This is a genomic window from Streptomyces sp. NPDC004065 (genome assembly GCF_044903565.1).
Classification (GTDB): domain Bacteria; phylum Actinomycetota; class Actinomycetes; order Streptomycetales; family Streptomycetaceae; genus Streptomyces.
Window position 1 is genome coordinate 77864 of record NZ_JBJDQT010000027.1, and the last position, 25913, is coordinate 103776.

The window sequence follows — 25913 nt, forward strand, 5'->3', positions numbered from 1 at the left end:
AAGGTCCGGGTTCTCCGTGCCCGGCAGGGATCCGGGGTTCCCCGGGCCCGGCAGAGGTCCCGGGTTCCCCGTACCCCGCGGTGGTGTACGCCGTCGTACGGCCCCGGAGACCTCCCACGCGGACTGCGCGAACTCCGCGGACTACGCGGACACGGCCGCGTCGATGCGGGCCAGCTCCTCGTCGTCGAAGTCCAGGTTGCGCACCGCGGCGACGCTGTCCTCCAGCTGCCCGGGGCTGCTCGCGCCGACCAGCGCGGAGGTCACCCGGCCGCCGCGCAGCACCCAGGCGAGCGCCAGCTGGGCCAGGGACTGCCCCCGCGACTTGGCGATCCCGTCCAGTGCGCGCAGCCTGCCGACCAGTTCCCCGGTGACCGCGTCGGAGGACAGGAAGGGGCTGTCGCTCGCGGCCCGCGAGTCCTCCGGGATGCCGTCGAGGTAGCGGGTGGTGAGCAGCCCCTGCTCCAGCGGGGAGTAGGCGATGGAGCCGACCTGGAGTTCGTCGAGCGTGTCCAGCAGGCCCTGCTCCTCGGGGCGGCGGTCCAGCATGGAGTAGCGCGGCTGGTGGATCAGCAGCGGGGTGCCGAGCCCGTCGAGGATCCGGGCGGCCTCCCGGGTCTGCTCCGCGGAGTAGTTGGAGATGCCGACGTAGAGCGCCTTGCCCTGCTGGACCGCGGAGTGCAGCGCGCCCATCGTCTCCTCGAGCGGGGTGTCCGGGTCGGGGCGGTGGGAGTAGAAGATGTCGACGTACTCGAGGCCCATCCGCTTCAGGCTCTGGTCGAGCGAGGACAGCAGGTACTTGCGCGAGCCCCACTCGCCGTACGGACCGGGCCACATCAGGTAGCCGGCCTTGGTGGAGACGACCAGTTCGTCCCGGTAGGGCGCGAAGTCCGCGCGCAGCGCCTCGCCGAGGGCGGACTCGGCGGCGCCGGGCGGCGGCCCGTAGTTGTTGGCCAGGTCGAAGTGGGTGACGCCGAGGTCGAAGGCGCGGCGCAGGATCGCGCGTTGGGTCTCCACCGGCCGGTCGGGGCCGAAGTTGTGCCACAGGCCGAGCGACAGCGCGGGGAGCTTCAGGCCGCTGCGTCCGGTGCGCCGGTAGGGCATGTCGGTGTAGCGGTCGGGGTGGGCGGTGTACAACGCGACTCCAGTGGGGTGGGCACAGGTGTTCCGGTTCCGTGGAGCCGGTGTTCCCGTGCTGCGTGCTCCAGGGGACCGCCGTCCCACTCTCGCGCGCCCGGCCGCAGCGGTCCAACAGAGGAATCGGATGTGATTCAGCGGCCGGGCTTCTCAATGACCGGGGTCCCCGGCCGTTGCCGTACGGCCCGCCGCGCGCCGGTCGCCGTGGACGCGGTGTCTACGATGTACGGGAAGCCGGCCGCCCGTGGGAAGCGGGAGGCGGCCCGTGGGAAGCAGGAAGAGGTCCGGGGACCCGATGGAATTGCGTCACCTCCAGCACTTCGTCGCGGTCGCCGAGGACCAGCACTTCACCCGCGCGGCGGAACGGCTGATGGTGTCCCAGTCGGGCCTGTCGGCCTCGATCCGGGCACTGGAGCGGGAGCTGCGGGCCCCGCTGTTCGTGCGCACCACGCGCCGGGTGACGCTCACCGGGGCCGGGCGGGCGCTGCTCGTCGAGGCGGAGCGGATCCTGGCGCAGGTGCGGGCGGCGCACGAGGCGGTGGCGGCGGTGCAGGGCGTGCTGCGCGGCACGCTGTCGCTGGGCACCGAGCAGTGCATAGCCGGTGTGCACGTGGCAAGGCTGCTCGCTGCCTTCCGGCGGCACCACCCGGACGTGGAGATACGGCTGCGGCAGGCCGGTTCCGGGGCGCTGGCGGAGGAGGTCGCGGCCGGCAGGCTGGACCTGGCGTTCGCGTACCGCACCCGCCCGGACACCGACCAGTTGCGCTCGGTGCCGCTGACCAGTGAGCCGATGACGGTGCTGTGCCACCCCGGCCACCGGCTGGCGGAGTCCGGCGCGGCGCTGACCGCCGAGGACGTCGCCCGGGAGGTCTTCGTCGACTTCCACCCTGACTGGGGGCCGCGCCGGACCACCGACGCGGCCTTCGCCGCCGCGGGGCTGCGGCGCACCGTGGCGCTGGAGGTGAACGACGTGCACAGCCTGCTCGACCTCGTCGACGAGGGCCTGGGCGTCGCGGTGGTGCCCCGCCACTTCCGGCACAAGCGGCCGTCGCTCACCGCACTGGACCTCAAGGGCGTGGGCGGGACGGACTACGAGACGATCGCGCTGCTGCCGCCCGAGCAGGCCACCAGCCCGGCCGCCCGCGCTCTGATGGCCCTGCTCGACGGCGGCGGCCCGGCGCCGCACCGCGCGGAGCCGGAGCCCGCCTGATCCCATTCGATCCCGCCTGCTCCCGCCCGCGGGCGCCGAGTGCGTGGGGCACGGGGCGCCTGGCTCACCCAGTTCCGGCGCAAGAGTCCCGGGGATGCGCGAGGGTGGACGCATGCATGCGAAGGACATCCTCATCGACGGCTACGGCCGCATCCGGGAAGAAGTCCATGCCGTCGTCGACGGCCTGCCCGCCGAACGGCTCAACCACCGCCCCGCCGCCGACGTCAACTCCATCTCCTGGCTGGTCTGGCACCTCACCCGGGTCCAGGACGACCATGTCGCCGACGCGTTCGGCCTCGACCAGGTGTGGCTGTCGCAGGGCTGGGAGAAGCGCTTCGGCCTGGACCTGGGCCGCCGCGACACCGGGTACGGGCACAGCCCGGCCAAGGTCGCCCGGGTGCGGGTCGACTCCGGCGAGCTGCTGACCGGCTACTACGACGCGGTGCACGAACAGACCCTCACGGCCTTGCGCTCCCTGACCGCCAAGGACCTGGAGCGCGTCGTCGACGAGCGCTGGGACCCGCCGGTGACGCTGGGCGTGCGGCTGGTGAGCGTCCTGTCCGACGATCTGCAGCACGTCGGACAGGCCGCCTACCTCAAGGGGCTGCTTCGGAGCACGGCCTCGTAGCCGGGCAGGACCACGTCCCGGATGAGGGCGTTGCGCTCGTCGAAGGGGATGAAGGCGCTCTTGAGCGCGTTCACGGTCACCGTGCGCAGGTCCTCCACGGTCCAGCCCGCGTGCTCGACGAGCAGGGACATCTCCCGGGTCATCGTGGTGCCCGACACCAGGCGGTTGTCGGTGTTCAGGGTGACCCGGAAGCCGAGGTCCTTCAGCTCGGTGATGGGGTGCGCGGCGATCGAGGTTGCGGCGCCGGTCTGGAGGTTGGAGGTCGGGCACATCTCCAGGGCGATCCGGCGGTCGCGCACCCAGCCGGCCAGCCGGCCGAGCTTGCCGTCGGTGATGTCCTCGGTGATGCGCACGCCGTGCCCGATGCGCTGGGCGCCGCACACCTGAAGCGCCTGGTGGATGCTGGGCAGGCCGTGGGCCTCCCCGGCGTGGATGGTGAAGGGCACGCTCTCGCGCCGCAGGTGCTCGAAGGCGGCCAGGTGGTCGGCGGGCGGGAAGCCGTCCTCGGCGCCGGCGATGTCGAAGCCGACGACGCCCGCGTCGCGGTGGGCGACGGCGAGATCGGCGGCCTCCCGGCAGCGGTCGAACATGCGCATCCCGCACAGCAGGGTGCCGACGCGGACGGGCGTGCCGGCCGCGGCGGCCTTCGCCATGCCGGCCGCCAGGCCCTCCTGGACGGTCTCGACGACCTCGCTCATGGTCAGCCCGCCCTTGACCATCAGCTCCGGGGCGTAGCGCACCTCGCCGTACACCACGCCGTCCGCGGCGAGGTCGAGGACGTACTCCTCGGCGGTGCGCAGCAGGCCCTCGCGGGTCTGCATCACGGCGAGGGTGTGCTCGAAGGTGGCTATGTAGCGGACCAGGTCGCCGGAGTTCGCCGCGTCGTAGAACCAGGCGGCGAGCTCGCCGGCGTCGGTGGTGGGCAGGGTGTGCCCGGCCGCGTCCGCGAGTTCCACGACGGTGGCGGGGCGCAGGCCGCCGTCGAGGTGGTCGTGCAGCACGGCCTTGGGGAGCCGGCGGAGGGTCTCGGTGTCGATGCGCGGGGCGGTCATGTGCGGTCTTTCCTCGGCTGGTGGTGGGGCGGGCGGTGGCGAAGCCCGGCGGGGCGCCGGGTGGGCGGGTCAGGCGGTGGCGGGCTGGAGCAGGTCCCAGCGGTTGCCGTACAGGTCCTGGAAGACGGCGACGACTCCGTAGGGCTCGTGGCGCGGCTCCTCCAGGAAGGTCACGCCGGCCGCCCGCATCCGGGCGTGGTCGCGGGCGAAGTCGTCGGTGTGCAGGAACAGGCCGACGCGCCCTCCCGTCTGGTCGCCGATCCGGGCCCGCTGCCGCTCTCCCCGGGCCCGGGCGAGCAGCAGGGCGGTGCCGGGTCCGCGCGCGGGGCCGTGGTCCGCCGGTCCGGGCGCGACGACGACCCAGCGGGAGCCGTCCGGGCGGGCGGTGTCCTCGGCGAGGTGGAAGCCGAGCGCCTCGGTGTAGAACCGGATCGCCTCGTCGTAGTCGTCGACGACGAGGGTGACCAGGGCGATGTGTCTCATCGGGGCCTTTCGGGGTGCGGTCGACCGGTGAGGTTATACGTAAAACCCCGGCGGCGCCAGTCACCTGCTCACCCGGGCGGGGCCCCGGCACGCGGATGCGCGCCCCGCCGCCGGGATGCTGGGGCGGGGCGGCGGGGCGGCGGGGCGACGGATCTGCGGGTGTGTGCCTGCCCCGCGCCTCCGGGTGCCCCGGGGGGACACGCGGAGGCGCGGGCGTACGGGTGCGCGGCGTCCCGGCGTACGGGTGCGCGGCGTCCCGGGGTCCCGGGGTCCCGGGGTCCCGGGGTCCCGGCATCCCGGCGTACGGATGCGCGGCGTCCCGGCGTCCCGGCGTCCCGGCGTCCCGGCGTCCCGGCGTCCCGGCGTCCCGGCGTCCCGGGGTCCCGGGGTCCCGGCATCCCGGCATCCCGGCGTACGGATGCGCGGCGTCCCGGCGTCCTACGGATACGTGTACGTGTTGAGGGCGTCCACGGCCGCCGCCGGATCGCCCAGCTCGTAGCGGTCCACGGCGAGGAAGTTGGGCTTCTTGCGGGCGGCCGGCTGGCAGAACCGCCGGGCCCGGTCGGCGAGTTTGGCGTTGTCGGTCTGCGCCGTGCCGGCGATGGGCACGTCGCGGAAGTGGTTCATCACGAACAGCGGGCGGAACCCCGGCTCGGTGCGGGTGAGCGGGATGTTGGTGTCGGCGCCGTACCAGCGGCTGTAGCACGACCAGTCGGAGGAGCCGAGGCCGGAACCCATCGACCAGTAGTTCTCCACCGTCCACTCCCGCTGGTACATCACCCCGAAGCTGTCCCGGGTCAGGCCGGCGGCCTCGTCGGCCGAGCGGCTGTGGTCGGTGAGGACGAGCAGCCGCTGGTTCGCGGCGATCAGGTCGGCCATTCTCGGCCAGCCGTTCTGCCGCACGCCGGTCCGGTCCGGCCGGTAGAGAACCTCGGACAGACCGCTGACCCGGGCGAGTTCGGCCCGCAGGACGCCGGGGTCGACGTAGTCCTCCAGGAAGACGGTGATGAACTGGTCGGGGTGCGCCTTGAGGAAGTTCACCATGCGCTGCAGGTCGACCCAGAGGGCGACCGGCCGGCTGACCAGCGTGCAGCTGTTGTGGCAGAGGATCGCGCCGTCCGGCGTCTGGTGGATGTCCAGCATGAACCCGCGTACACCGTCGGCGAGTTGGCGTTCGATGCCGCGGGTCTGGTTGGGCGCGAGGTTGACGAACGGCGGGGCGAAGCCGCCGTCGGCCCCGTTGGCGTAGGCGTTGTGCGCGGTCAGGAAGGTGGTCTGGTCCAGGGTGCGCCGGTCGGCCGGCGGCATGGGAGCGGTGGCCGGGGAGACCGGGGTGAGGTACCAGGTGGCGAGGTCCCCGGCGGAGCCGATGGCCAGCTGGGCGGGGTAGTTGGCGCCGGCGGGCTTGGCGGCCACGGTCAGACGGCGGTCGGTGCCGGGGACGGTGAGGGTGTACCGGTCGCCCCCGGCGGCCGCGATGTCCCAGGCGGCGTCGGCGCCGGCGCAGTCGACGGTGCGCGCCTGGCCGCCCGGGTGACCGAGGCAGCTGCCCGTGGCGTCGGCGCCGCGCAGGACGTACGACGATCCGCTCGCCGCGAGGTTCCACTGCTGGTGGTCCTCGTCGCCCTTGGGGTTGTGCTGTTCCACGGCGCCGCCGGCGGACGCCGCGTTGAGGCCGGTGACGGCGCTCTGGACGTAGTACGTCCCGGCGGACGGGACGGGTGCTGCGCCGGCGGCGCCGGCCGGGCTGGGAGGTGCCGCGACCGCCACGGCCGCCGCGGTCAGCGCGACGGTCGTGGCGAGCAGGGCGTGGGGGGTGCGCATGGCGGTCTGCCCTTCGTCGGAGGAGGGTACGACCTGATGGTCAGGTGCATGACACCATGCCGCACGAAAGGCCGTCAGCAGTAGAGGTTGCCGCCCGGTGAGACCCCGAGGATCTGCGTGAACCGCTGGTAGGCGTTCACCCGGCTCTGCACCTGGGCGGGGTTCCTGCCGTCGCACTCCAGGGAGCCGTTGATGCTGCGGATCGTCTGGCCGAAACCGGCCTGGTTCACCATCGCGTTGTGCGGGGTCATGGAGCCGGGGCCGGACTGGGTGTTCCAGTACCACAGGCCGGTCTTCCAGGCGACGGCGGCGTCGTTCTGCACCAGCCAGGGGTTGTTGAGGAGGTCGATGCCCAGCGCGTCGCCCGCGGCCTTGTAGTTGAAGTTCCAGCTGAGCTGGATCGGGCCGCGCCCGTAGTACGCGGACTGACCGGCCGGGCAGCCGTACGGCTGGCTCCAGTCGCAGTAGTGCGGGTAGTTGGCGGTGTTCTGCTCGACCACGTACACCAGGCCGCCGGTCTCGTGGCTGACGTTGGCGAGGAAGGCCGCCGCCTCCTGCTTGCGCACGGTGTCGCTGCCGGTGTTGGCGAAACCGGGGTACGCGCTGAGGGCGGCGGTCAGCCCGGCGTAGGTGTAGAAGGGGTTCCGGTTCGGGAACATCTGGTTGAACTGGGCCTCGCTGACGACGAATCCGGACGGATTCGGGTTGCCGCCGCCGCTGTCGCAGGCGTAGGGGTCCCAGTACCAGGTGCTGATGACCGGGTCGTAGCCCGGGTTGTCGTGCTCGGCTATGTAGGCCTTGCCGTCGGTGTAGCGGACGATGTCACCGGTGCGGTAGGCCTTTCCGGCCACCCAGTTCGGGTAGCTGGAACAGGAGGCCGCCGACGCGGCCGGGGCCGGCAGCACCAGGGGCAGCGCGCCGCCGAGGACGAGCGCGGTCAGCGCGGCGGAGATGTGTCGCCTCGACACTGGATCAACTCCTTCACGGTCCACGGCCGCACCCGGGCAGGGCGGAACGGGAACCGCACTTCACGCTGGGATCGCCGGTGGTACCGGACACGGCGTGGGGGGCGGCCGTGGTGGGGGGTGTGGTGGCACACTCAACCGTGTTGGTCTGTACCAGTCAAGGGTGTAGACCAGTCAACTGGCCTGGACCAGATGGCCGGTGACGGTCCGGGACGGCCGATGTCCGGGACGGCCGATGTCCGGACCGCCTGCGACGGTCCGGGACGGCCGGTGCGGGTCCGGCCGGCCCGGCGGCGCGTCGGCCGGCCGTCTCGGCCGTGCCGCGGCGGCCGGGCGGGGCGAGGCGGTGGACCAGGGCGGGGCGAGGCGGTGGACCAGGGCGGGGCGAGGGCGGAGGCAGAGGGCTGGGGGTTGAGAGTCGGGGGCTGAGGGTCTGAGGTTGGGGCGGAGCTCAGTCCTCTGCCGTGTGAAGGAACGGCCGCACCTCGATGGGCAGGGTGGTGGCCAGGCTCGCCTTGCGGCCCCACTCCAGGGCCGCCTCCGCGTCGGGCGCCTTGATCAGGCACAGGCCTCCGAGGTATTCCTTGCCCCGCGTGTAGGGTCCCTGCGCGACCTCGACGTCCTCGCCCTCGGGACGCAGCACGGTGGCGGTCTCCGGACCGTCCAGCCCGCCCGCGAAGACCCAGGCCCCCGCGGCGCGCAGCTCCCGGTGGAATGCCTCGACACTGCCCATGATGTCCGCCAGCGCCTCCGCCGAGGGCGGTGCGGCCTCACTCGGCTGGATCACGCTGAGCAGGTAGTACTCCATGACGGTCCTCCTTGGCGTCCGTGCGTTGTCCCCCTCCTACACGAACGGCGCGCCCCCGCACGGGCACCTCGCCCGCGAGGACCGGGAGAATTTCCCGCATGACCTTCGCCGCGCACCCCCTCGTCACCCGCGCCCGCCGGCTCGCCGAGGACCTGCTCGCCCCGGCCGCCGAGACCGTCGACCAGGAAGGCGTGCCCCCGGGCCACATCGAGGCGGTACGGCGCTCCGGGCTGCTGGGGCTGGGCGCCCCGGCGGAGTACGGCGGGTCCGCCGCGCCGTCGTCGGTGGGCCGGGAGACCGCCGAGGTCCTCGCCGGAGCGTGCTGCTCCACCTGGTTCGTGATCACGCAGCACTACACCCCCGTCAAACTCCTCGCCGCCGCCGAACGGCCCGTGCGCGAGCGTCTGCTGCGCCCGCTGGCGACCGGCGAACTGCTGGCCGGGATCGCCTACGCGCACGTCCGCGCCTTCCCCCGCGTCCCGGTGCGCGCCGTGCCCGAGCGGGGCGGCTGGCGCTTCGACGGCACCGTGCCCTGGTACACCGGGTGGGGGCTGAACGACCTGATGCTGCTGGCGGGTGTGACCGCCGCGGAGGAGGTGGTGTTCGCGTTCGCCGAGGCGCGCGAGCAGCCGGGGCTGCGCGCGTCACCGCCCATGCGGCTCGCGGCGCTCGGCGCGGCCCGCACGGTGTCGCTGGAGCTGGACGGCCTGTGGCTGCCCGACGACGCCGTGGTCCTGCGAACGCCGCAGAAGCGGTTCGCGCAGATCGACCGGCCGCGCAACACCAACGCCTCCCCTGCCGTGTTCGGTGTCGCGTACGCGGCGCTCGACCTGCTCGACGGCGTCCCCGAGGCGGAGGACACCGTGCGCTCCCTGCGCTCCGGTCTCGACGAGGTGCGGGAGGAGGCGTACGCCCTGTGGGACCACCCGGTGCCGTACGAGCGGATCGAGGAGCGGCTCGCACTCAAGACGCGGGCGTACGACCTCATGCGCGCCGCGACGACGGCCGCGGTCGTGGCCGGGGGCGGCCGGTCCCTCGCGCTGGACAACCGGGCCCAGAGGCTGGCCCGGGAGGGGTTGTTCCTGCTGGTGCAGGGGCAGACGGCCGAGGTCCGCCGGTTCCACCTCGGCCATCTGGCCGGCTGAGCACCGGCTCGCGCCGGGCGGTGCCTACGACGGTTCCGTCGGTGCGGGCCGGGTGCCTCGCACACACCGCGTCTCCCCGGCCCGGACGGCGCGTGCCCGCGCGGGCACGCGCTCAGTCCTCCTCGGCCGGCACCACCACGAGGAAGGCGTCGTCCTTCAGATCCATCACCACGGTGGCGGGCTGTCCCTCCGCCCGGCGCCGCGCCGCGTACTCCTCCGCCGGCCAGGACCCGCGCGGAGCTCCCGCGGGGAACCGCTCCAACACCTTCGCACTCATACCGGCACACACCTCCAGGTTCTGCCATGCACCGCCGGGACGGCTTCCGACGCGTACAATCCACCTGCCCGCCGGCGGCCGGAGCATGTACGCGCCCACGGAACCGGCCGGTCCAGGCACAGCGCGTGTCCGGGCGCAGCGCGTGTCCGCGCGCCACCCCGTCCAGCGGTCCCGGTCCGGCGGTTCAGTGCCGTGCGGGCCGCTCCCCGCCGTCATGGGGCTTGTCAGTGCCCTTCCGGCCGGCGGTCTCCCCGCCGGGCCGCGGCCGGCTCAGCCGCCCCGGCCACCAGGCGACGGCCCCCATGTCCCGGACCAGCGCCGGGACCAGCAGGGACCGCACCACCAGCGTGTCGAGCAGGACGCCGAAGGCCACGATGAACGCGACCTGCGCGAGGAAGGCCAGCGGGATCACCCCGAGGGCGGCGAAGGTCGCGGCGAGCACCACGCCCGCCGCCGTGATCACCCCGCCCGTGCTGACCAGCCCGAGCAGGATCCCCTCGCGCACCCCGTGCCGCAGCGACTCCTCCCGCACCCGGGACATGAGGAAGATGTTGTAGTCGACGCCCAGGGCGACCAGGAAGACGAAGCCGTACAGCGGCACGGACGGATCGGTCGCGGTGAAGCCGAACACGTGCCGGAAGACGAGGGCGGAGACGCCCAGCGTGGCCAGGAAGTTGAGCGCCACGGTGGCCACCAGCAGGGCGGGCGTCAGCAGTGACCGCAGCAGCACGGTCAGGATGAGGAAGATGATGGCGAGCACGACGGGGACGATGAGCGTGCGGTCCCGTTCGGCGGTGCGCAGGGTGTCGTACCGCTGTGCCGTGTAGCCGCCGACCAGGGCCCGCGCGCCCGGCACCTCGTGCACGGCCGTGCGCAGCCGGGCCACGGCCCGCGCGGCGGCGTCGCTGTCCGCGGCGTCGCGCAGGGTCACGTCGATCCGTACCCTGCCGTCCACGACCAGCGGGTCTCCGCCCGGGCGTCCGGAGGCGCCCACGCCCGAGGCGTCGGCCACGCCGTCGGTGCGGCGGGCGGCGGCCAGGACCTGGTCCAGACGGTCGGCGTCGGCGATGACGACGGCCGGGTTGCCCGCGCCGCCGGGGAAGTGCCGGCCGAGGGTCCGCTGGGCGGCGACGGACGGGGCGTCGTCGACGAACGTCTCCTCCAGCGGTACGCCCCTGCTGGTCAGCGTGGGTGCGAAGGCGGCGCAGGCCAGCAGCCCGGCGAGGGCGAGCGCCCACACCCGGCGCGGCGCCCGGTCCACCAGCCGGGCGGTCCGCTCCCACAGGCCGTCACGGTCGCGGTCCGCCGGGCGGGCGGGGGCAGAGGGCCAGTAGGCGGCCCGGCCGAGCAGGACCAGAACGGCCGGCAGGAACGTCAGCGCGCTGAGCACCGCGCAGGCGATGCCGACCGCGCCGACCGGTCCCAGGGCACGGTTGTTGGTCAGGTCGCTGATCAGCAGCGCGAGCAGGCCCAGCGCGACGGTGGCCGCGCTGGCGGTGACCGGGCCCCAGGACCGCTTGAGCGCGGCCTTCGCGGCGGCGTACCGGTCCTCGCGGACGCTCAGCTCCTCCCGGTAGCGGGCGGTCAGCAGCAGCGCGTAGTCGGTGGCCGCGCCGATCACCAGGATGGAGAGGATGCCCTGGACCTGGCCGTCGACGCGCACCACGCCCTGCCGGGCGAGGGCGTAGACGACCGCGCAGGCCAGGCCCAGCGCGAACACGGCGCCGAGGATGACCACCAGCGGGAGCAGGACGCTGCGGTAGACGAGCAGCAGGATGACCAGCACGGTGGCCAGCGCGACCCCGAGGAGCAGGCCGTCGATGCCGGAGAAGGCGTCGGACAGGTCCGCCTGGGTCGCGGCCGGGCCGGCCAGCCGCGCGGTGGTGCCCGGAACCCGCCCGGCGGCGGCGCGGATCCGGTCCAGGGTGTCCGGGAGCTTCTTGCCGAGGTCGGGGCGCACCTGCACCACACCCCGCAGCGCCCGGCCGTCCTTGGAGAGCACCGCGGGCGAGGCCCGGCCCGTGACGCCGGGTACGCCGGACAGCGAGGCGAGGGCTTGCCCGGCCGCCTTCCGGCGGTCGCGCACCGGGGCGTCCGCACCGGCCGTCCAGACGACGATCACCGGCAGCGTCTCGTCCTGCCGGAAGGCGCGCTGCTGGGCGATGACCTCGGTGGACTCCGAGCTGCGGGGCAGGAACGCGGCCTGGTCGTTGGTGGCGACCTCGCCGAGCCGGCCGGCGAAGGGGCCCAAGGCCCCGCCGACGACGAGCCAGAGCACGAGCAGGGCCGGCGCGAGCAGCCGGCGGGCCCAGCGGGGGGTGAGGGACATCGCTCTCCAGACAGCTCCACGAAAAAGCATCTCAATGATCGAGACACCTTGTGCCCGGGTGATCGTAGACGACACTCCGTGTTCCCCGGCGGGCCGGTCACCGGACGCACCGGACAGCGGATGCACCGGACAGCGGATGCACCGGACAGCGGGAGACGGCGCACGGGCGGCCCGGGTCCGCCGCTGGGTCGGCTGGGTCGGCGCGCGGGCGCGCGTCGGGGTCGGCGCGCGGGCCCGCGGTGGAGTCGGCGTTCGGGCGCGCGGTGGAGTCGGCGTTCGGGTGTGCGGCGGAGTCGGCGTTCGGGTGTGCGCAGGGGTCAGCGCTCGGGCGGGCGCTGCAGCGCGAGTTCCTCGTTCAGCGCGGTGACGAAGCGCAGTACCACCGACAGTTCCTCCTCGCCGAACCGGGAGAGCGCGGTCTCGGCCGCCCGGGCCAGGGGACGGAAGTAGGCGCGGGCGGCCGAGCGGGCCTCGGCGGCGTAGTGCAGGTGGACCACCCTGCGGTCGGTACTCTCCCGCACCCGGCGGATGTGCCCGGCGCGCTCGAGCCGGTCCACGCACGCGGTCACCGCCCCGGAGGTGAGGCCGAGGCGGGCGCGCAGCCGCCCGGGGGTCATCGGCCCCTCGGCGTCCAGGACGGCCGCGAGGGCCTGCACGTCCGTGGGATGCAGCCCGTGGTCGCCGGCGAAGGCGAGCACCAGCCGGTTGATCTCGCCGTTCATCCGCCGCAGCGCCACCGCGAACGCCTGCAGGTCGCCGGACGCCGGCGGGCCTCCCGCCTCGGTGCGGGCTTCCGCCTCGGGGCGGGCTCCCGCGACGGGCTGCTCGGGATCGTCTGCTGTGGCCACGCGATCAGGGTATAGAACGGGCCGCGTAGCCCGGCCGGCCCACCGGGCGCATCCGTTCCCGCGCACCGCGGGGAAGTGATGACGCGAGCGGCCGGGGGACCCCGGTGCCGAGGAAAGGCAGCCGAGGGAAGGCAGGGGCGATGGAGACCGACGAACGAGGGACGCGCCCGCGCTGCCTGGTGACGGGCGCCACGGGCTACATCGGCGGCCGCCTCGTCCCCGAGCTGCTGGCCGCCGGGTACCGGGTGCGCTGCCTGGCCCGCTCCCCCGGCAGACTGCGCGACCACCCGTGGGCGGACCGGGCCGAGGTGGTGCGGGCGGACGTCACGGACCCCGCTTCGGTGGCCGAGGCGATGCGGGACGTCGACGTGGCGTACTACCTGGTGCACGCGCTGGGGTCGGGCCGGGACTTCGAGGAGACCGACCGCCGGGCCGCGCGCGTCTTCGGCGAACAGGCCCGGGCCGCGGGTGTACGCCGCATCGTCTATCTGGGCGGCCTGACGCCCACGGGCGTGCCCGAGCGGAACCTCTCGCCGCACTTGCGCTCGCGCGCCGAGGTCGGCCGCATCCTGCTGGAGTCGGGTGTGCCCACCACGGTGCTGCGGGCCGCCGTCATCATCGGCTCCGGCTCCGCCTCCTTCGAGATGCTGCGCTACCTCGCCGAGCGCCTGCCGGTGATGGTCACCCCCAGCTGGGTGCGGACCAGGATCCAGCCCATCGCCGTACGGGACGTGCTGCGGCTGCTCGTCGGCAGTGCGCGGATGCCGCAGGACGTCAGCCGCGCCTTCGACATCGGCGGGCCGGACGTGCTGACGTACCGGGACATGATGGCGCGGTACGCGGCGGTGGCCGGGCTGCCGCGGCGGCTGATCGTGCCCGTCCCGGTGCTCACGCCCGGGCTGTCCAGTCACTGGATCGGCCTGGTCACGCCGGTCCCGGCGTCCATCGCGCGCCCGCTGACCGAGTCGCTGCGGCACGAGGTGGTCTGCCACGAGAACGACATCGCCCGGTACGTGCCCACCCCGCCCGGGCATCCGGTCGGTTTCGACGAGGCCGTCCGGCTGGCCCTGCAGCGGATCCGCGACGCCCGGGTCACCACGCGCTGGTCCTCGGCCTCGGTGCCCGGAGCGCCCAGCGATCCGCTGCCCACCGACCCGGACTGGGCGGGCGGCAGCCTGTACACCGACCGGCGGGAGAGGACCGTCGCGGCCCCGCCCGAGGCGCTGTGGCGGGTGATCGAGGGCATCGGCGGGGAGAACGGCTGGTACTCCTTCCCGCTCGCCTGGGCGCTGCGGGGCCGGCTGGACCGGCTGGCGGGCGGGGTCGGGCTGCGTCGCGGCCGGCGGGACGCCCAGCGGCTGCGGGTCGGCGACTCGCTGGACTTCTGGCGGGTGGAGGAGATCGAGCCGGGCCGGCTGCTGAGGCTGCGGGCCGAGATGCGGCTGCCGGGCCTGGCGTGGCTCGAGATGCGGGCCGACCGGGACCCGGCCGGCCGCACGCGCTATCGCCAGCGCGCCCTGTTCCATCCGCACGGGCTGCTGGGCCACGCCTACTGGTGGGGCGTCTCCCCCTTCCACGCCGTCGTCTTCGGCGGCATGGCCCGCAACATCGCGCGGGCCGCCGCCGCCTCGGCCGGGACCGCCCCGGCGGACCGGGAGGCGACCGCCCCCGCGAGCGGCGCGGGGGGCGGGCGCCGGGAACGGTAGGGCGGCGGGCGCGGGCGGGGAGCGCCGCGGCCGGTACGACGGCCGCCGGGGGCGTGCCCCTGCCGGTCCCCGGCGCCGGCCCCACCGCCTGCCTTCCGGCCCCACCGCCTGCCTTGCCGTGCCCGGCCCAGACCGGACCGTGGCCCGCCCGCACCGTGGCCGGCACGGCCGTGGCATCCCCGGCCCGGGGCGGGCCGCCCACCCCCGGCCGCCAGCACACCGGCGTTCCGTGGACGATCCTCATCGGAATCATGGCCGTGCTGAACGGCGCGGCGATCGCGTCCGCGCTCGGCGTGGCGGACACCAAGGGCGTCGACTGGACCGACTGGATCGAGTGGCTCATTCCGATCGCCCTGACCGCGGTCGGCGTCACGGCGCTGGACCGGGCGAGGGCGACCCACCGCGAACGGCGCGGCGGCCGGCCGGCGCACGCCAGAGGGGCCGCACCGGAATCCGCGCAGGCTGACCGGTGCGGCCCCTGTTGCGACGGGCGACGGCCACTGGAACATGTGCCTCGCCCGGCTCCTCGGGGCGGGCGGGCCGGCTTCGGGGCCGTCCCCCGCTAGGGGGTGCGCAGCCGGGCCTCGACCTGGTCCCCGACGATGCGGGTGTCGAAGGACGGCTGCGGGGCCGTGGCCGGGCCCTTGACGTTCCAGCCGTCGGACAGCCGGAAGACGCTGCCGTGCCAGGGGCACTGCAGGCATCCGTCCTTGACCGTTCCCTCCGAGAGGGGGCCGGCCATGTGGCTGCACCGCTCGGCCAGCACGTGCACGGTGTCGGACCCCTGCCGGACCACGACGACGGCGATGCCCTCGATGTCACGGAGCACCGGCCTGCCGTCCGGCAGATCGGCGAGGTCGGCGACCGGGTGCCAGCCGGGGGACACCAGGTGCGGCACGTGCTCGGCGTGGTTGGCGCCGGACGCCTGGCGGTAGGCGAGGTGCCCGCCGAGCGCGCCGCCGGCCGCGACGGCGGCCAGACCGGCCAGTCCCAGTCCCTTGCCGAGCGCCTCCCGGCCGCGCAGGCGCGCGGTCAGTGACCCGGTGTACAGGGTGAGCGCCAGGACGTTGGCCGTCGCGTGTACCGCGCCGACGCGCATCTGCTGCCGATGCAGCTCCGCCCAGTCCACCAGTCCGGCCACCGCGGCCGGCAGCGCGCTCACCACTCCGGTGGCGATCAGGATGCGCACGGCACGGCGCTGTCCGGGGACGACGTCGAGGACGGCGGCCGACAGCCAGCTGCCGATGGGCAGTTGGACCATGACCGGATGGACCGGGTGACCCAGCCATCGTCCGTGGAGGCCGTCCCGGGCGCGGCCGAGCGGCACGGCGCGTACCGTGCGGCGGACCGCGTCGAGCATCCGGTCGGCACCGGAGAACTGTTCGAGCTTGTCGATGCTGCGCAGGACCCGGCCTGGGCCGGCCGTGCCGGGCAGGAGACGGCCGGCCGCCGCCGCGACCTGACGGGAGAGGGTGTGCTGTGTCATGTCCCCCGAGTAGCCGCTGTGCGCGTCGGCAACCGCCGGCGCGCGGAAGGGGGCCAGGGGTGCACGGAAGAGGGGCGGAGGTGCGGGCCTTACGGCTCGGGGTGGTCGTAGTGCTCGGGGTGGTCGTAGGAGTAGGGGGTGGTCGTGGTCAGGGGTGTGAAGCCGAGGCGTTCGAGGATGGGACGGCTGCGGCTGGTGGCGTCGACCTGGAGGTAGCGGCAACCCCGCTCGGCGGCGAGCCGGGCGCGGAGCGCCACCAGCGCCCGGTACAGGCCCTGCCCGCGCCGGCCCTCGACGGTCCCGCCGCCCCACAGGCCGGCGAAGCCGGTGCCGGGCACGAACTCCAGGCGCCCCGCGCTCACCGGCTCGTCCCCGTCGAGGGCGACGACCGCGACGATCGTGTCCGGCGCGGCCGTGAGGCGGTCCAGCAGGCGCTGCCGCAGTCGCGAGCCGTCCGTGCCGAACACCCGCTCGTGGACCTCGACCAGCAGGTCCACGCCGGTCGCCTCGGTGACGGTCCGCAGCCGGACGCCCGCCGGCGGCTCGGCGTCGAGGGCCGGCCCGGCGGTCTCGCCGACCATCAGCGTCTCCTCGGGCCCCGGCGTGAAGCCGGCGGCCCGCAGCCGCCGTCCGAGGTCCGCGGGCCGGTCGTGGCCATACAGCTCCCACTCGAAGCCGTGACCCGCCGCGGCGAAGCGGGCGATCTGTTCGGCGATCACGCCGTCCGGGTCGGCGATGTCGGGGGCGGACCACAGCACGCCGTTCCAGTCGTGCGCGGACCCGACCTGCCGGACCACGCTCGCGGTGCGCTCCACGCGCGCGCCGGGCCCGTCAGGGACGGCGCCTTCGCGCAGGTCACGGTCGTACAGGGCGAGTACCGCGGCGTGATCCACGGCCCCACTCCAGCAGAGCGCGCCCGGCCCGGCAAGGAGGTTTCCGGGGGTGGTCCGTCAGCCCAGTTCGAGGGTGGTCACCCCGAAGACCCGTTCGCGCGCGTACGGCCTGACCGGCCCCGTGTACATGCGCGCGGTCTCGAAGGCGGGGGCGAGACCGGCCTCCTCGGCCAGGGCGATCGCCGGCTTGTTCGTCTCGGGCACGTCGACGGCGACCGTACGGCCCCCGGCGGCGGCGGTCAGCGCGGTGAACAGCGCCCGGGCGTCCTCGGGGGTGTCGGCGAACAGGGGGCCGACGCGAAGGCAGTCGCGGGCCGGGCGGAGAACGCCGTAGCCGGTGACGCGTCCGGCGGTGCGGCGGACGAAGGCGCGGTGTCCCGGCGTGGTCAGCCAGCGGGCGACGAAGCGGGGGCGGTCGGCGGGGTGGCAGGCGCAGTCGTAGGCGGTGACGGCGTCGAGGTCCCCGGGGGCGAAGGGCCGCACGCCGTCCGGTGTCCCGGAGCCGCCGGCGGCGGGCGCGGGGCCGGTGAAGCGGATGGTGCGGTGGGCCGCCTCGAAGCCCGACCGGCGGTAGTTGTCCTGCTGGGCCACCACGCCGTCGAGGCCGATCGTACGGTCACCGGCGTGGGCGAGAGCCGTCCTCCAGGTGGCCAGGCCGTGGCCCCGGCCGCGCAGATCCGGACGGACGAGGTAGCAGCCCAGGAAGGCGTAGTCGGGGCCGTGGTTGACGACGGACACCGCCGACACGGGCTCACCGTCGATCCGGCCCAGGAAGAAGCCGTCCGGGTCCTGGGCGAAGAAGGCCGGGCCGTCGTTCAGGCCCGGGTTCCAGCCCTCGTCCGCCGCCCACCCGCTGATCACCGGCCAGTCCGCGAGGCGGGCCCGGGTGACGACGAGGTCTTCGGTGGCGGGAAGGGTCATGGACGCGCTCCGTTCCGTGGGGGGCGGCGGGGATGGGCAGCATCCTTGCCGATCACGCGTAAGCGCACCACGGCGGGATCAAGCCGGGGACGGGTTCAAGCCGGGGGGCCGATTCAAGCCGGGGGCCGGTTCAAGCCGGGGCCGGGGGCGCCGACGGGCTGTTGCCGTACGGCGGTTGAAGCGTGGACCCGGCCACGCTGCAGCGCCCGCCGTGAGGCGGGCGGCCGGGCCGTGGCCGGGGACCGTGGACCCGACTGGTCCGGGAGCGCGCGAGGCCCCACCGGGCACGCGTCCGGTGGGGCCTTCCGCACGGGGCGCGGACCGGCGTCAGCGGGCCGAGCCGGGCCGGTAGCGCCGGTAGAGGGCCGCTCCGCCGAGGAGGAGGGCGGCGGAGGCGGCGACGGCGGGCAGCGTCTCGTCCGCACCGGTCTGCGCGAGCGACACCTGCGTGTGCGGCTCGGGCGCGGTGTGGCCCACCGGCTCGGGCAGCGGGTGGGGCTTCGCCCGCTCCGGCGGCGTCACCGGGGCCGGGGCCGGCTCGTCGGTGTCCGGTCCGGATTCGCTGGTGGAGCTGTTGCCGACGGATTCATTGCCGATGCCCGCCACGTCCACCGTGTTCCCGCTGGCGTTGACCGGGAGGTGCACCGGGAGCTGGACGACGTTGCCGGAGCCCTCGCCGGACGAATCCTTTCCGCCCCCGAGAGCCGACGCTCCGCCCGCTGACGAGGCCCCATCCCCCCCGGCGGACTCGTGGGCGCAGTGGTTGCCCGCCGAGGAGTTGAGCACCCCTGCGACGGTCACCGTGTTCCCGCACACGTTCACGGGGAGGTGCACCGGGATCTGCATGGTGTTGCCGGAGATCACCCCACCTGAGCCCACCGCGGCTGCGTCCGCCGCGGCCCCGCCGTCGGCCGCGAACGCGGCGGCCACGGGTACCGTGATCGCCATCGCGCCGGATGCTGCGGCGGCGGCGATCACACGGTTCCGGGTAACCCGTTTCATAGGTTCCCTGCCTTCCAGACATGGTCACGGGCGCTCGCCCGCACCGGGTAAAACGCCGGTGAACGATCAGGGTTATGGCTCAGCGGCCTTTCACCCCTTTGGGCGCACCCCCTTTCGAACGCCACGCAAAACGCCGTACGAACACCGGCAGGAGACTGGGACGCGGGAGGCGTAGGGCGCAGGAGACCTGGGGCGCAGGAGGCGTGGGGCGCAGGAGGCGTGGGGCGCAGGAGGCGTGGGGCGCAGGAGGCGTGGGGCTCCCGGCGAGGAGACTCCACCGGACGCGGCGGGCCCGGCGTGAGGCGTCCGCGCACGGACACGGACGCGGACGGGGACGGGGAGCCGGAACGGGCCGGCCCGGCCCGGCTCGCCCCGGCTGCGGGCCGCGCCGGGCGGACGCCGCCGACCGGACGGACGCCGCCGATCAGACGGACGCCACGGCCGGGCGGGACGCCACGACCGGGCGGGACGCCACGACCGGGTGAACGCCGCCCGCCGGGTGGACGCCACAGGCCGGTGGACGCCACCCGCCGCACCCCCGCTTGCTTCGGCAAGCGGGGGTGCGGCGGTCCGCATATGGTGGGCGAGGGCGTTGTGCCCGTCCGCGGCAGAGTGTCCCTGGAGGCATCGATGCTGGCGAAGCTGTCGACGCGGTCCACGGCCCGGCGCTGTGCGTGCGCCGGCGCGATCACGCTGGCCCTGGTCGGCGCGGGGCTGCCGGCGCGGGCCGCGGCCGGCGGCGAGGGCGCTCTGGACCGCTTCTACCGGCAGAAGGTGACGTGGGCCGCCTGCGACATACAGGCCCCCAAGGACATGCAGTGCGGAAAGGTCACCGTCCCGCTGGACTACGCGCACCCGGGCGCGGGCACACTCGAACTGGCGCTGGCCCGCTACCGCGCCACGGGGCCGTCGCGGGGCTCGGTGCTGCTGAACTTCGGCGGCCCCGGCGGCGCGGGCGTCCCGGAACTCGCCACCGGCGGCAAGGACTTCATGGACCTGACCAACCGCTACGACGTGGTCGGCTTCGACCCCCGCGGCGTGGGCAGGTCCTCCCCGGTCAGCTGCGGCCTGGACGCCGGCGACCCCAGCACGCGGACGGCGACGGACGACACCGTGGACCTGAGCGATCCCAAGGCCGCCACCAAGGTCCTCGCGGCCTGGCGGCAGGTGGCGGCGAGGTGCGCCGAGAACTCCGGTCCCGTGCTGCCCCGCATAGGCACGGTGAACGCCGCCCGCGACATGGACGTGATACGCCAGGCCCTCGGCGACGACAAGCTCAACTACCTGGGCTTCTCGTACGGCACCCGGCTCGGCGCCGTCTACGCCGCCGAGTTCCCGGACAAGGTCGGCCGGATGGCCCTCGACGGCGTGGACACGCTGACCGAGCCGCTGACCGAGCAGGGGGTGGCGGCCGCCGAGGGCCAGCAGACGGCGCTGGAGGACTTCCTCGACTGGTGCGCCGAGGACATCGCCTGTCCGTTCGGGCAGGACCGGCGCGCGGCGGGCGACCAGGTCGTGCAACTGGTCCGCTCGCTCGACGAGAACCCGGTCCCGACCGGCTCCGGCGGCCGGCTCTCCGGCCAGACCCTCGTGGCGGCGATCGGCCAGGCCCTCTACAGCAGGGCGATGTGGCCCTCCCTCGAACGGGCGATCGCCTCGCTGGTCCAGGACGGTGACACGCGCGGGATCGAGACCTTCTCCTCCGGCGGCGTCACCCTGCCCCGGCGGCAGGAGCCGGTGCGGCGCGGCGACGGCGGGCTGGTGGACGCCGCGGAGGTGCCGCTGGACAACCTGCCCGCGGCCATGATGGCGATCAACTGCGCGGACGACCCCGACCGGCCCACCGCCGGGCAGATCACCAAGGACCTCGCCCGGCTGCGCGCCGAGTACGAGCAGGCCTCCCCGGTCTTCGGCCGGTACCGCCTCAACGAGCTGCTGATGTGCTATGGCCGTCCCCGCGGCACGGACTTCATCCGCGAGAAGGTGAAGAGCGTCGACACGCCCAGGATGCTGCTGGTGGGCACCCGCGGCGACCCCGCGACCCCGTACCGCTGGACCGAGGAGACCGCCAAGCGGCTCGGCTCCTCGGCGGTGGTGCTCGACAACCGGGGCGACGGGCACACCGGATACGGGTCGTCCAAGTGCGTGCACCGCAAGGTGAACGACTTCCTGCTGTACGGCTCGCTGCCGCCCTCCGGCAGCTCCTGCGCCGCCGACACGGCGCCGTCGCCCGCGGGCGGATGACCGCCGCACCCCACCGCCGCCGGCCGCCCGCCGCCGGCCGGACCCGGCACGCCGGCTGGACCCGCGGTCCCGTCCGGGGCGCGGCACGCCCGCCGGGCCCGCGGCCGGCGCCCGGGCCCGGCCCCGCTCGCCGCGCCCCGGACGAACAACCCGCCCGGGTGACCCAACCCGCCCGGGTGACCCAATTGCTCCAAATGCCCGGAAGGTGAATCGGCCCTATGGTGCTGTCATGGAGCACGATCTGAGTCCCGCGTCCCTTGCCGAACTGCGGCGTCCGCGCAGCTACCCCGCCGTGTCGGTGCTCACGCCGACGCACCGCCGCGAACGCGACAGCACCGAGGACCGGCTGCGGCTGCGCCATGTCGTGGCCGAGGCCAAGAAACAGCTGGAATCCGACCCGGCGGTCTCCCGGGACCGGCGTGCGGAGGTGGAGCGGCAACTGGACCAGGCCCTCGCCGAGGTGGATCTGACGTACGCCGAGGACGGTCTCGCCATCTTCGCCGCCCCGGGCGAGCACCAGGTGTGGGCGCTCGGCCGCACCGTCCCCGAGCGGGTGGTGCTGTCCGACACCTTCCTGACCCGCAACCTGGTTTCCGCGCACACGGCGGAGCGTCCCTTCTGGGTCCTCTCGGTCTCCGCCGACCGCGTGACCCTGTGGAGCGGCAGCGCCGGACGGGTCACCGAGGCCCGCACCGGGGGCTTCCCGCTGACCAGGGATCTCGCCGAGAACTTCGACGCCGAGCGCCAGGAGCGGATCGGCAACCAGCCGAGCACCTTCCGGGACGAGCGCACCCGCCACTTCCTGCGGGAGGCGGACGCCGCCATGAGCAGGGTGCTGCGCGAGCACCCGCACCGGCTGTACATCACCGGCGAGCGGGCCGCGCTGTCCGCGCTGGAGGAGATCGGCGGCGTGGCCAAGGACGCCGTGCAGGTGCCGCGCGTCGGTCTGGCGCACGGCACGCCGGAGGCCGTGTGGCGCGCGATCGCGCCGGTGCGGGAGGCGGAGGCCGCCGAGGAGGCGGCCGCCGTGGCCCGGGAACTGGAGGCGGCGCGCGGGCGCCGGGCGTACGCGGCCGGCGTCGACGAGGTGTGGCGCACCGCGCGGGAGGGCCGGATACGACTGCTGGCCGTGGAGGAGGACTACCGGGTGGCGGTGCGCGACATCGCGGGCGACCATCTGGTGCCGGCCGAGCCGGACACTCCCGGTGCGCGCGAGGACGTCGTCGACGAGATCGTCGAGCAGTGCCTGGAGACCGGCGCCGAGGTCCGCTTCGTGCCCGACGGCATGCTCGCCGAGGCCGACGGCATCGCCGGGGTGCTGCGCTACTGAGGGCGCCGCGGCCGTCTCCTCACCGGCGCGTCTACGCTACGGCGGAACGCGTCGGCGAGGAGGGAGTGCGCACGTGGGTGACCTGCTGGGCGTGGCCGTACTGGGTGCCGGGCACATGGGTGCCGATCACATACGGCGTCTGGAACGGGTGGTGAGCGGGGCCAGGGTCGCCGCGGTGGCCGACCCGGACACCGAGCGGGCGAAGGCGGCCGTCGGCGGCCTCGCGGACGTGCCCGTGCACGACGACCCGGTGGCCGCGCTCGAGGCGCCCGGGGTCGAGGCGGTGCTGATCGCCTCGCCGGGCCCGGCGCACGAGGAGGCCCTGCTCGCCGCCTTCGAGCGCGGGCTGCCGGTGCTGTGCGAGAAGCCGATGGTTCCGGACCCGGCAGGGGCGCTGCGCGTCGTGGAGGCGGAGGCCCGGCTCGGGCGGCGGCTGGCGCAGATCGGTTTCATGCGCCGCTACGACGGCGAGTATCTGCGGCTGAAGTCCCTGCTGGACAGCGGGCGGCTGGGCCGGCCCCTGATGCTGCACTGCGTCCACCGCAACGTTTCCTCGCCGCCGCACTTCACCAGCGCGATGCTGGTCGACAGCTCGGTCTCGCACGAGATCGACGCCGCCCGCTGGCTGCTCGGGCAGGAGCTGACCGCGGTCACCGTGCTGCGTCCGGCGCCCTCCTCGGGCGCTCCGGCCGGGCTGCAGGACCCGCAGTTCGTGCTCTTCGAGACCGAACGGGGCGCCCTGGTGGACGTGGAGGTCTTCGTCAACTGCGGCTTCGGCTACCAGGTGCGCTGCGAGGCGGTGGGCGAGGCGGGCAGCGCCCGGATCGGCGAGGAGCACGGAGTGGTCGTCACCACGGCCGACGGGGCGGGCGCGCAGGTGCCGCGGGACTACCTGGTCCGCTTCGCCGCCGCCTACGACCGCGAGGTGCAGGCCTGGGTCGACGCGACCCGGCGCGGACGGGTCACCGGCCCCGGCGTGTGGGACGGTTACGCCGCCGCGGTGGTCGCCGAGGCCGGGGTGCGGTCGCTGGAGAACGGCGGCCGGGTGCCGGTCGCCCTCGCCCCGCGCCCGGAGCTCTACGCGCCCGGCGCGCGCTGACGGCGACGAGCCCGCGCCGCGGCGGCCCGCACCGGCCACCCTCCTCCCGCGCGCCGGTCGCACCGCCGCGTCACACCGCACCGCACCGCCGCGGGTCGCACCACCCCCAGGAGTCGCACCGGACCGCCGCGTCACACCACCCCCACGAGTCGCACCCCCGTGGTCACACCGCGCCGAACAGGGTGCCGAGGCCGCGGTCGACGGCCGCGGCCACGTCCTCCCGGCCCGGCGCGACCACGGCGTAGGTGCGCAGCAGGAAGCGGCGCAGCGCCGGGGTGTCGAACTGGAGCAGGGCCATGCCGGACGGCGAGTGCAGCTCGAGCACCGTACGCGACTGCCCGCACGGCCACAGCCGCACGTCGCCCGTCCCGGCCGGCTGGTCGAGGCCGTCCGCCAGCAGGGTGCGGGAGAAGGTCCACGAGACGTCGTCGCCGTCGAGGGAGGCCTCGGGCGGGAAGTCCAGGTGTACGGCCAAGGGGTCGGCCGAGGCGTAGCGGAGCGTGGCCGGCACCGGGCGCTCGCGCTCGTCCGCGGTGATCAGGCGGGCGCGGGCGGGCTGCTCGAGGGTGATGTCCATGGTCCGTCTCCCCTGCGGGTCGTCAGGTCGGCCGGTTCTGCCGTGTGTTGTTAGGAGCCCGCAGGAGCCGATCGCATTACGCCGGAGCACCCACCAATTGATGTGACCTGCGTCACGCCGGCGCGGGATGCGTCCGCCGACCCGCACCCGGTCGAACACACCGCCGGGGAACGCACGCCCGAACGACGTGCGAAGAGTGCCGGCGCTCCGTCGGATCGCGTACCACGCCTACGCCTTCACCGCTTGCGGCACTACTGCGAAGACACCGCCCGATCGGCCCGGGAAGACGGTGGCATATGCCTGAAGCACCACCGTATCGTGTGTTGCCAAATCCCTTACGGGCAGTCGCCGGCTGTGCGACAGTCGTAACCGGTCCCCCGCCGCCCCGGTCGCACCGTTCCCGCATCGGAGTACGTCATGCCGTCCCACCTCTCCGCGGACCGCTCACCCGGCCAGCCGCCGGGACGCGGCCAGGTCGACGCCCTGATCTCGCAGGCGCGCCGGCTCCGGGGCGAGGTGGACGCCGTACGGCGGGGGGCGCGGGAGGACGTGTCGGACCCCCGGAGCCGGTGGGAAAGGGCGCTGTGCGAACTGGCGCTGCATCAGCTCGCCGATCTGGGCGAGCACTTGGCTCAGCTGAGGGACGGCCCGCCGCCGGTGCACGCGGTGCACGAGGTGGTGGCCGCCGCGCCGGCGGCCACCGGCCACGAGGCCGCCGGACCCGATGGCGCGGCACGCCAGGGCTCGCTGCTCGCCCGGGTGGGCAGCGCCGAGTGGAACCTGCTGACGGACGAGGCCGACTGGTCCGGAGAGCTGTACCGGATCCTCGGCCGGGACCCCGCCGCCCCCGCGCTCACCCTCGACGAACTGCCCTCCCTGGTGCTCGACGAGGACCGTCCCCGGCTGACCGCGATGGTCACCGACTGCCTGGTCGACGCCAAGCGCATCGACGGCGAGTTCCGCGTCGTGCGGCCCGACGGGACGGTGCGCACGGTGCACATGATGGGCGAGCCCGTGCTCGACGCCGACGGCGGCACCGCCTCGATGTGGGCGGTGCTGCGGGACGTCAGCGAACTGCGTCGGAGTCAGTCGGCGGTGCGCGAGACCCGTGACTCGCTGCAGCACCACCGGAGCCTCGCGCAGACCGGGCACCGGCTCGCGGTCGAGCCGCAGGAGGCCGTGCCGCCGCCGTGGCGCGGCTCCCTGCGGCTCCCGCGCGGGCGCGACGCCGTGCTCGACCTGGCCGCCCACCGCCTGCCCGCCCCGGCGAACACGCCGCTCGGGGCCGAGTGGTATGACGCGCTGGAGCTGCCCGACGGCGACATCCTGCTCGGCGTCGGCGGCCTGACCGGGCAGGGGCCGGGCCTCGCTCCGGGCACGGCGATGCTGCTGGGCGCCCTGCGCGGCATGGCGATGGCCGGCACCGCGCCCGGCCCGCTGATGACCTGGCTCAACCAGCTCCTCGGCGCCACCGTGCGCCCCGCCCTCGGCAGCGCCGTGTGCTGCCGCTACCGCCCCGCCACCCGCACCCTGCTGTGGGCGCAGGCCGGCCACCCCGCCCCGCTGCTCTTCCGCGGCGGGACGGGGCGCGCGCTGCCCGCGCCCGGCGGCGCCCTGCTCGGCGCGGCCCCGGCGGCCCGCTACGGGCAGGCCGAGGAGACCCTCCGGGTGGGCGATGTGCTCGTGCTGCACACCGACGGGCTGGTGCCCCGGCGGCCTGCCCGTCCTCAGGAGGACGGCCCGCGCCAGGACGGACCGGGGGCGGAGAGGGCCGGCGGGAACCCGCTGCTCGGCCTGGCACCCAGGCTGGGCCGGGCGGACGGCGCACGGGACTGCCTGCGCCTGGTGGTGGAGGAGTTCGGCACGGCGCGGCGCGAGGACCACGCCTGCGTGCTGGCCGTCCGGGTGCTGTCCTAGCCCCGGAGACCGCCGTCACGACGTGCTGCCCCGGC

22 protein-coding genes are annotated in these 25913 nt (G+C 74.9%); 8 read left to right on the forward strand and 14 right to left on the reverse strand.

Annotated features, from left to right (window positions below):
- Positions 1-141: 141 nt before the first annotated feature.
- Complete coding sequence (gene mgrA, locus ACI2LW_RS25665) at positions 142-1134, reverse strand: L-glyceraldehyde 3-phosphate reductase (RefSeq protein ID WP_404733558.1); 993 nt, start codon at positions 1132-1134, stop codon at positions 142-144.
- A gap of 295 nt (positions 1135-1429) precedes the next feature.
- Between mgrA and ACI2LW_RS25670 the strand changes: the two genes are divergently transcribed.
- On the forward strand, positions 1430-2344 hold the full coding sequence (locus ACI2LW_RS25670; RefSeq protein WP_404733559.1) for a LysR substrate-binding domain-containing protein: 915 nt from the start codon (positions 1430-1432) through the stop codon (positions 2342-2344).
- A gap of 112 nt (positions 2345-2456) precedes the next feature.
- Positions 2457-2972 carry a DinB family protein gene (locus tag ACI2LW_RS25675; RefSeq protein WP_404733560.1) on the forward strand — a complete coding sequence of 172 codons (516 nt, stop codon included), beginning with the start codon at positions 2457-2459 and terminating at the stop codon, positions 2970-2972.
- Here the strand turns inward: ACI2LW_RS25675 and ACI2LW_RS25680 are convergent.
- The 5 genes from ACI2LW_RS25680 to ACI2LW_RS25700 form a co-directional block, all read right to left on the reverse strand.
- Positions 2936-4024, reverse strand: a complete 1089-nt coding sequence (locus ACI2LW_RS25680; protein WP_404733561.1) for an adenosine deaminase — start codon at positions 4022-4024, stop codon at positions 2936-2938. The genes ACI2LW_RS25675 and ACI2LW_RS25680 overlap by 37 nt on opposite strands.
- Positions 4025-4093: 69 nt before the next feature.
- Entirely contained in the window at positions 4094-4507 is a 414-nt protein-coding gene (locus ACI2LW_RS25685; RefSeq protein WP_404733562.1) for a VOC family protein, read from the reverse strand.
- A 438-nt stretch (positions 4508-4945) separates the two neighbouring features.
- Positions 4946-6331 (reverse strand): phospholipase, encoded by a 1386-nt coding sequence (locus ACI2LW_RS25690; protein ID WP_404733563.1) that lies wholly within the window; start codon positions 6329-6331, stop codon positions 4946-4948.
- 74 nt (positions 6332-6405) lie between these two features.
- On the reverse strand, positions 6406-7299 hold the full coding sequence (locus ACI2LW_RS25695; protein WP_404733564.1) for a glycoside hydrolase family 19 protein: 894 nt from the start codon (positions 7297-7299) through the stop codon (positions 6406-6408).
- A gap of 448 nt (positions 7300-7747) precedes the next feature.
- Positions 7748-8104, reverse strand: a complete 357-nt coding sequence (locus tag ACI2LW_RS25700; RefSeq protein WP_404733565.1) for a YciI family protein — start codon at positions 8102-8104, stop codon at positions 7748-7750.
- Positions 8105-8202: 98 nt separating this feature from the next.
- On the opposite strand from ACI2LW_RS25700, the gene ACI2LW_RS25705 reads away from it, so the two are divergent.
- Positions 8203-9249, forward strand: a complete 1047-nt coding sequence (locus ACI2LW_RS25705; protein WP_404733566.1) for an acyl-CoA dehydrogenase family protein — start codon at positions 8203-8205, stop codon at positions 9247-9249.
- A gap of 112 nt (positions 9250-9361) precedes the next feature.
- On the opposite strand, the gene ACI2LW_RS25710 is transcribed toward ACI2LW_RS25705, so the two are convergent.
- The 3 genes from ACI2LW_RS25710 to ACI2LW_RS25720 all read right to left on the reverse strand — a co-directional run bounded on the left by ACI2LW_RS25710 (position 9362) and on the right by ACI2LW_RS25720 (position 12703).
- A complete protein-coding gene (locus tag ACI2LW_RS25710) occupies positions 9362-9526 on the reverse strand; it encodes a hypothetical protein (protein WP_404733567.1) in 165 nt (54 codons plus the stop codon).
- Between the two features lie 184 nt (positions 9527-9710).
- Entirely contained in the window at positions 9711-11855 is a 2145-nt protein-coding gene (locus ACI2LW_RS25715; protein WP_404733568.1) for an MMPL family transporter, read from the reverse strand.
- A gap of 317 nt (positions 11856-12172) precedes the next feature.
- Positions 12173-12703, reverse strand: a complete 531-nt coding sequence (locus ACI2LW_RS25720) for a MarR family winged helix-turn-helix transcriptional regulator (RefSeq protein ID WP_404733569.1) — start codon at positions 12701-12703, stop codon at positions 12173-12175.
- A gap of 140 nt (positions 12704-12843) precedes the next feature.
- Here ACI2LW_RS25720 and ACI2LW_RS25725 point away from each other — a divergent pair, with 140 nt between their 5' ends.
- Complete coding sequence (locus ACI2LW_RS25725) at positions 12844-14409, forward strand: SDR family oxidoreductase (protein WP_404733570.1); 1566 nt, start codon at positions 12844-12846, stop codon at positions 14407-14409.
- A gap of 562 nt (positions 14410-14971) precedes the next feature.
- On the opposite strand, the gene ACI2LW_RS25730 is transcribed toward ACI2LW_RS25725, so the two are convergent.
- The 4 genes from ACI2LW_RS25730 to ACI2LW_RS25745 form a co-directional block, all read right to left on the reverse strand.
- Positions 14972-15895: a Rieske 2Fe-2S domain-containing protein gene (locus ACI2LW_RS25730; RefSeq protein ID WP_404733571.1), complete on the reverse strand. Its 924-nt coding sequence runs from the start codon at positions 15893-15895 to the stop codon at positions 14972-14974.
- 89 nt (positions 15896-15984) lie between these two features.
- Positions 15985-16788, reverse strand: a complete 804-nt coding sequence (locus ACI2LW_RS25735) for a GNAT family N-acetyltransferase (RefSeq protein ID WP_404733572.1) — start codon at positions 16786-16788, stop codon at positions 15985-15987.
- Between the two features lie 57 nt (positions 16789-16845).
- Entirely contained in the window at positions 16846-17709 is an 864-nt protein-coding gene (locus ACI2LW_RS25740) for a GNAT family N-acetyltransferase (protein WP_404733573.1), read from the reverse strand.
- 327 nt (positions 17710-18036) lie between these two features.
- The gene (locus tag ACI2LW_RS25745) at positions 18037-18657 is read right to left on the reverse strand and encodes a chaplin (protein ID WP_404733574.1); all 621 of its coding nucleotides are present in this window, start codon (positions 18655-18657) and stop codon (positions 18037-18039) included.
- Between the two features lie 684 nt (positions 18658-19341).
- Here ACI2LW_RS25745 and ACI2LW_RS25750 point away from each other — a divergent pair.
- The 3 genes from ACI2LW_RS25750 to ACI2LW_RS25760 all read left to right on the forward strand — a co-directional run bounded on the left by ACI2LW_RS25750 (position 19342) and on the right by ACI2LW_RS25760 (position 23384).
- Positions 19342-20955, forward strand: coding sequence for an alpha/beta hydrolase (locus ACI2LW_RS25750; RefSeq protein WP_404733575.1), 1614 nt, complete (start codon positions 19342-19344; stop codon positions 20953-20955).
- Between the two features lie 229 nt (positions 20956-21184).
- Positions 21185-22285: a chemotaxis protein gene (locus ACI2LW_RS25755; protein ID WP_404733576.1), complete on the forward strand. Its 1101-nt coding sequence runs from the start codon at positions 21185-21187 to the stop codon at positions 22283-22285.
- 73 nt (positions 22286-22358) lie between these two features.
- Positions 22359-23384, forward strand: a complete 1026-nt coding sequence (locus tag ACI2LW_RS25760; protein WP_404733577.1) for a Gfo/Idh/MocA family protein — start codon at positions 22359-22361, stop codon at positions 23382-23384.
- 163 nt (positions 23385-23547) lie between these two features.
- Here the strand turns inward: ACI2LW_RS25760 and ACI2LW_RS25765 are convergent, their stop codons facing one another.
- Positions 23548-23961, reverse strand: a complete 414-nt coding sequence (locus tag ACI2LW_RS25765) for an SsgA family sporulation/cell division regulator (RefSeq protein ID WP_404733578.1) — start codon at positions 23959-23961, stop codon at positions 23548-23550.
- A gap of 417 nt (positions 23962-24378) precedes the next feature.
- Here ACI2LW_RS25765 and ACI2LW_RS25770 point away from each other — a divergent pair, with 417 nt between their 5' ends.
- Positions 24379-25878 carry a PP2C family protein-serine/threonine phosphatase gene (locus ACI2LW_RS25770; RefSeq protein WP_404733579.1) on the forward strand — a complete coding sequence of 500 codons (1500 nt, stop codon included), beginning with the start codon at positions 24379-24381 and terminating at the stop codon, positions 25876-25878.
- Positions 25879-25913: the final 35 nt, after the last annotated feature.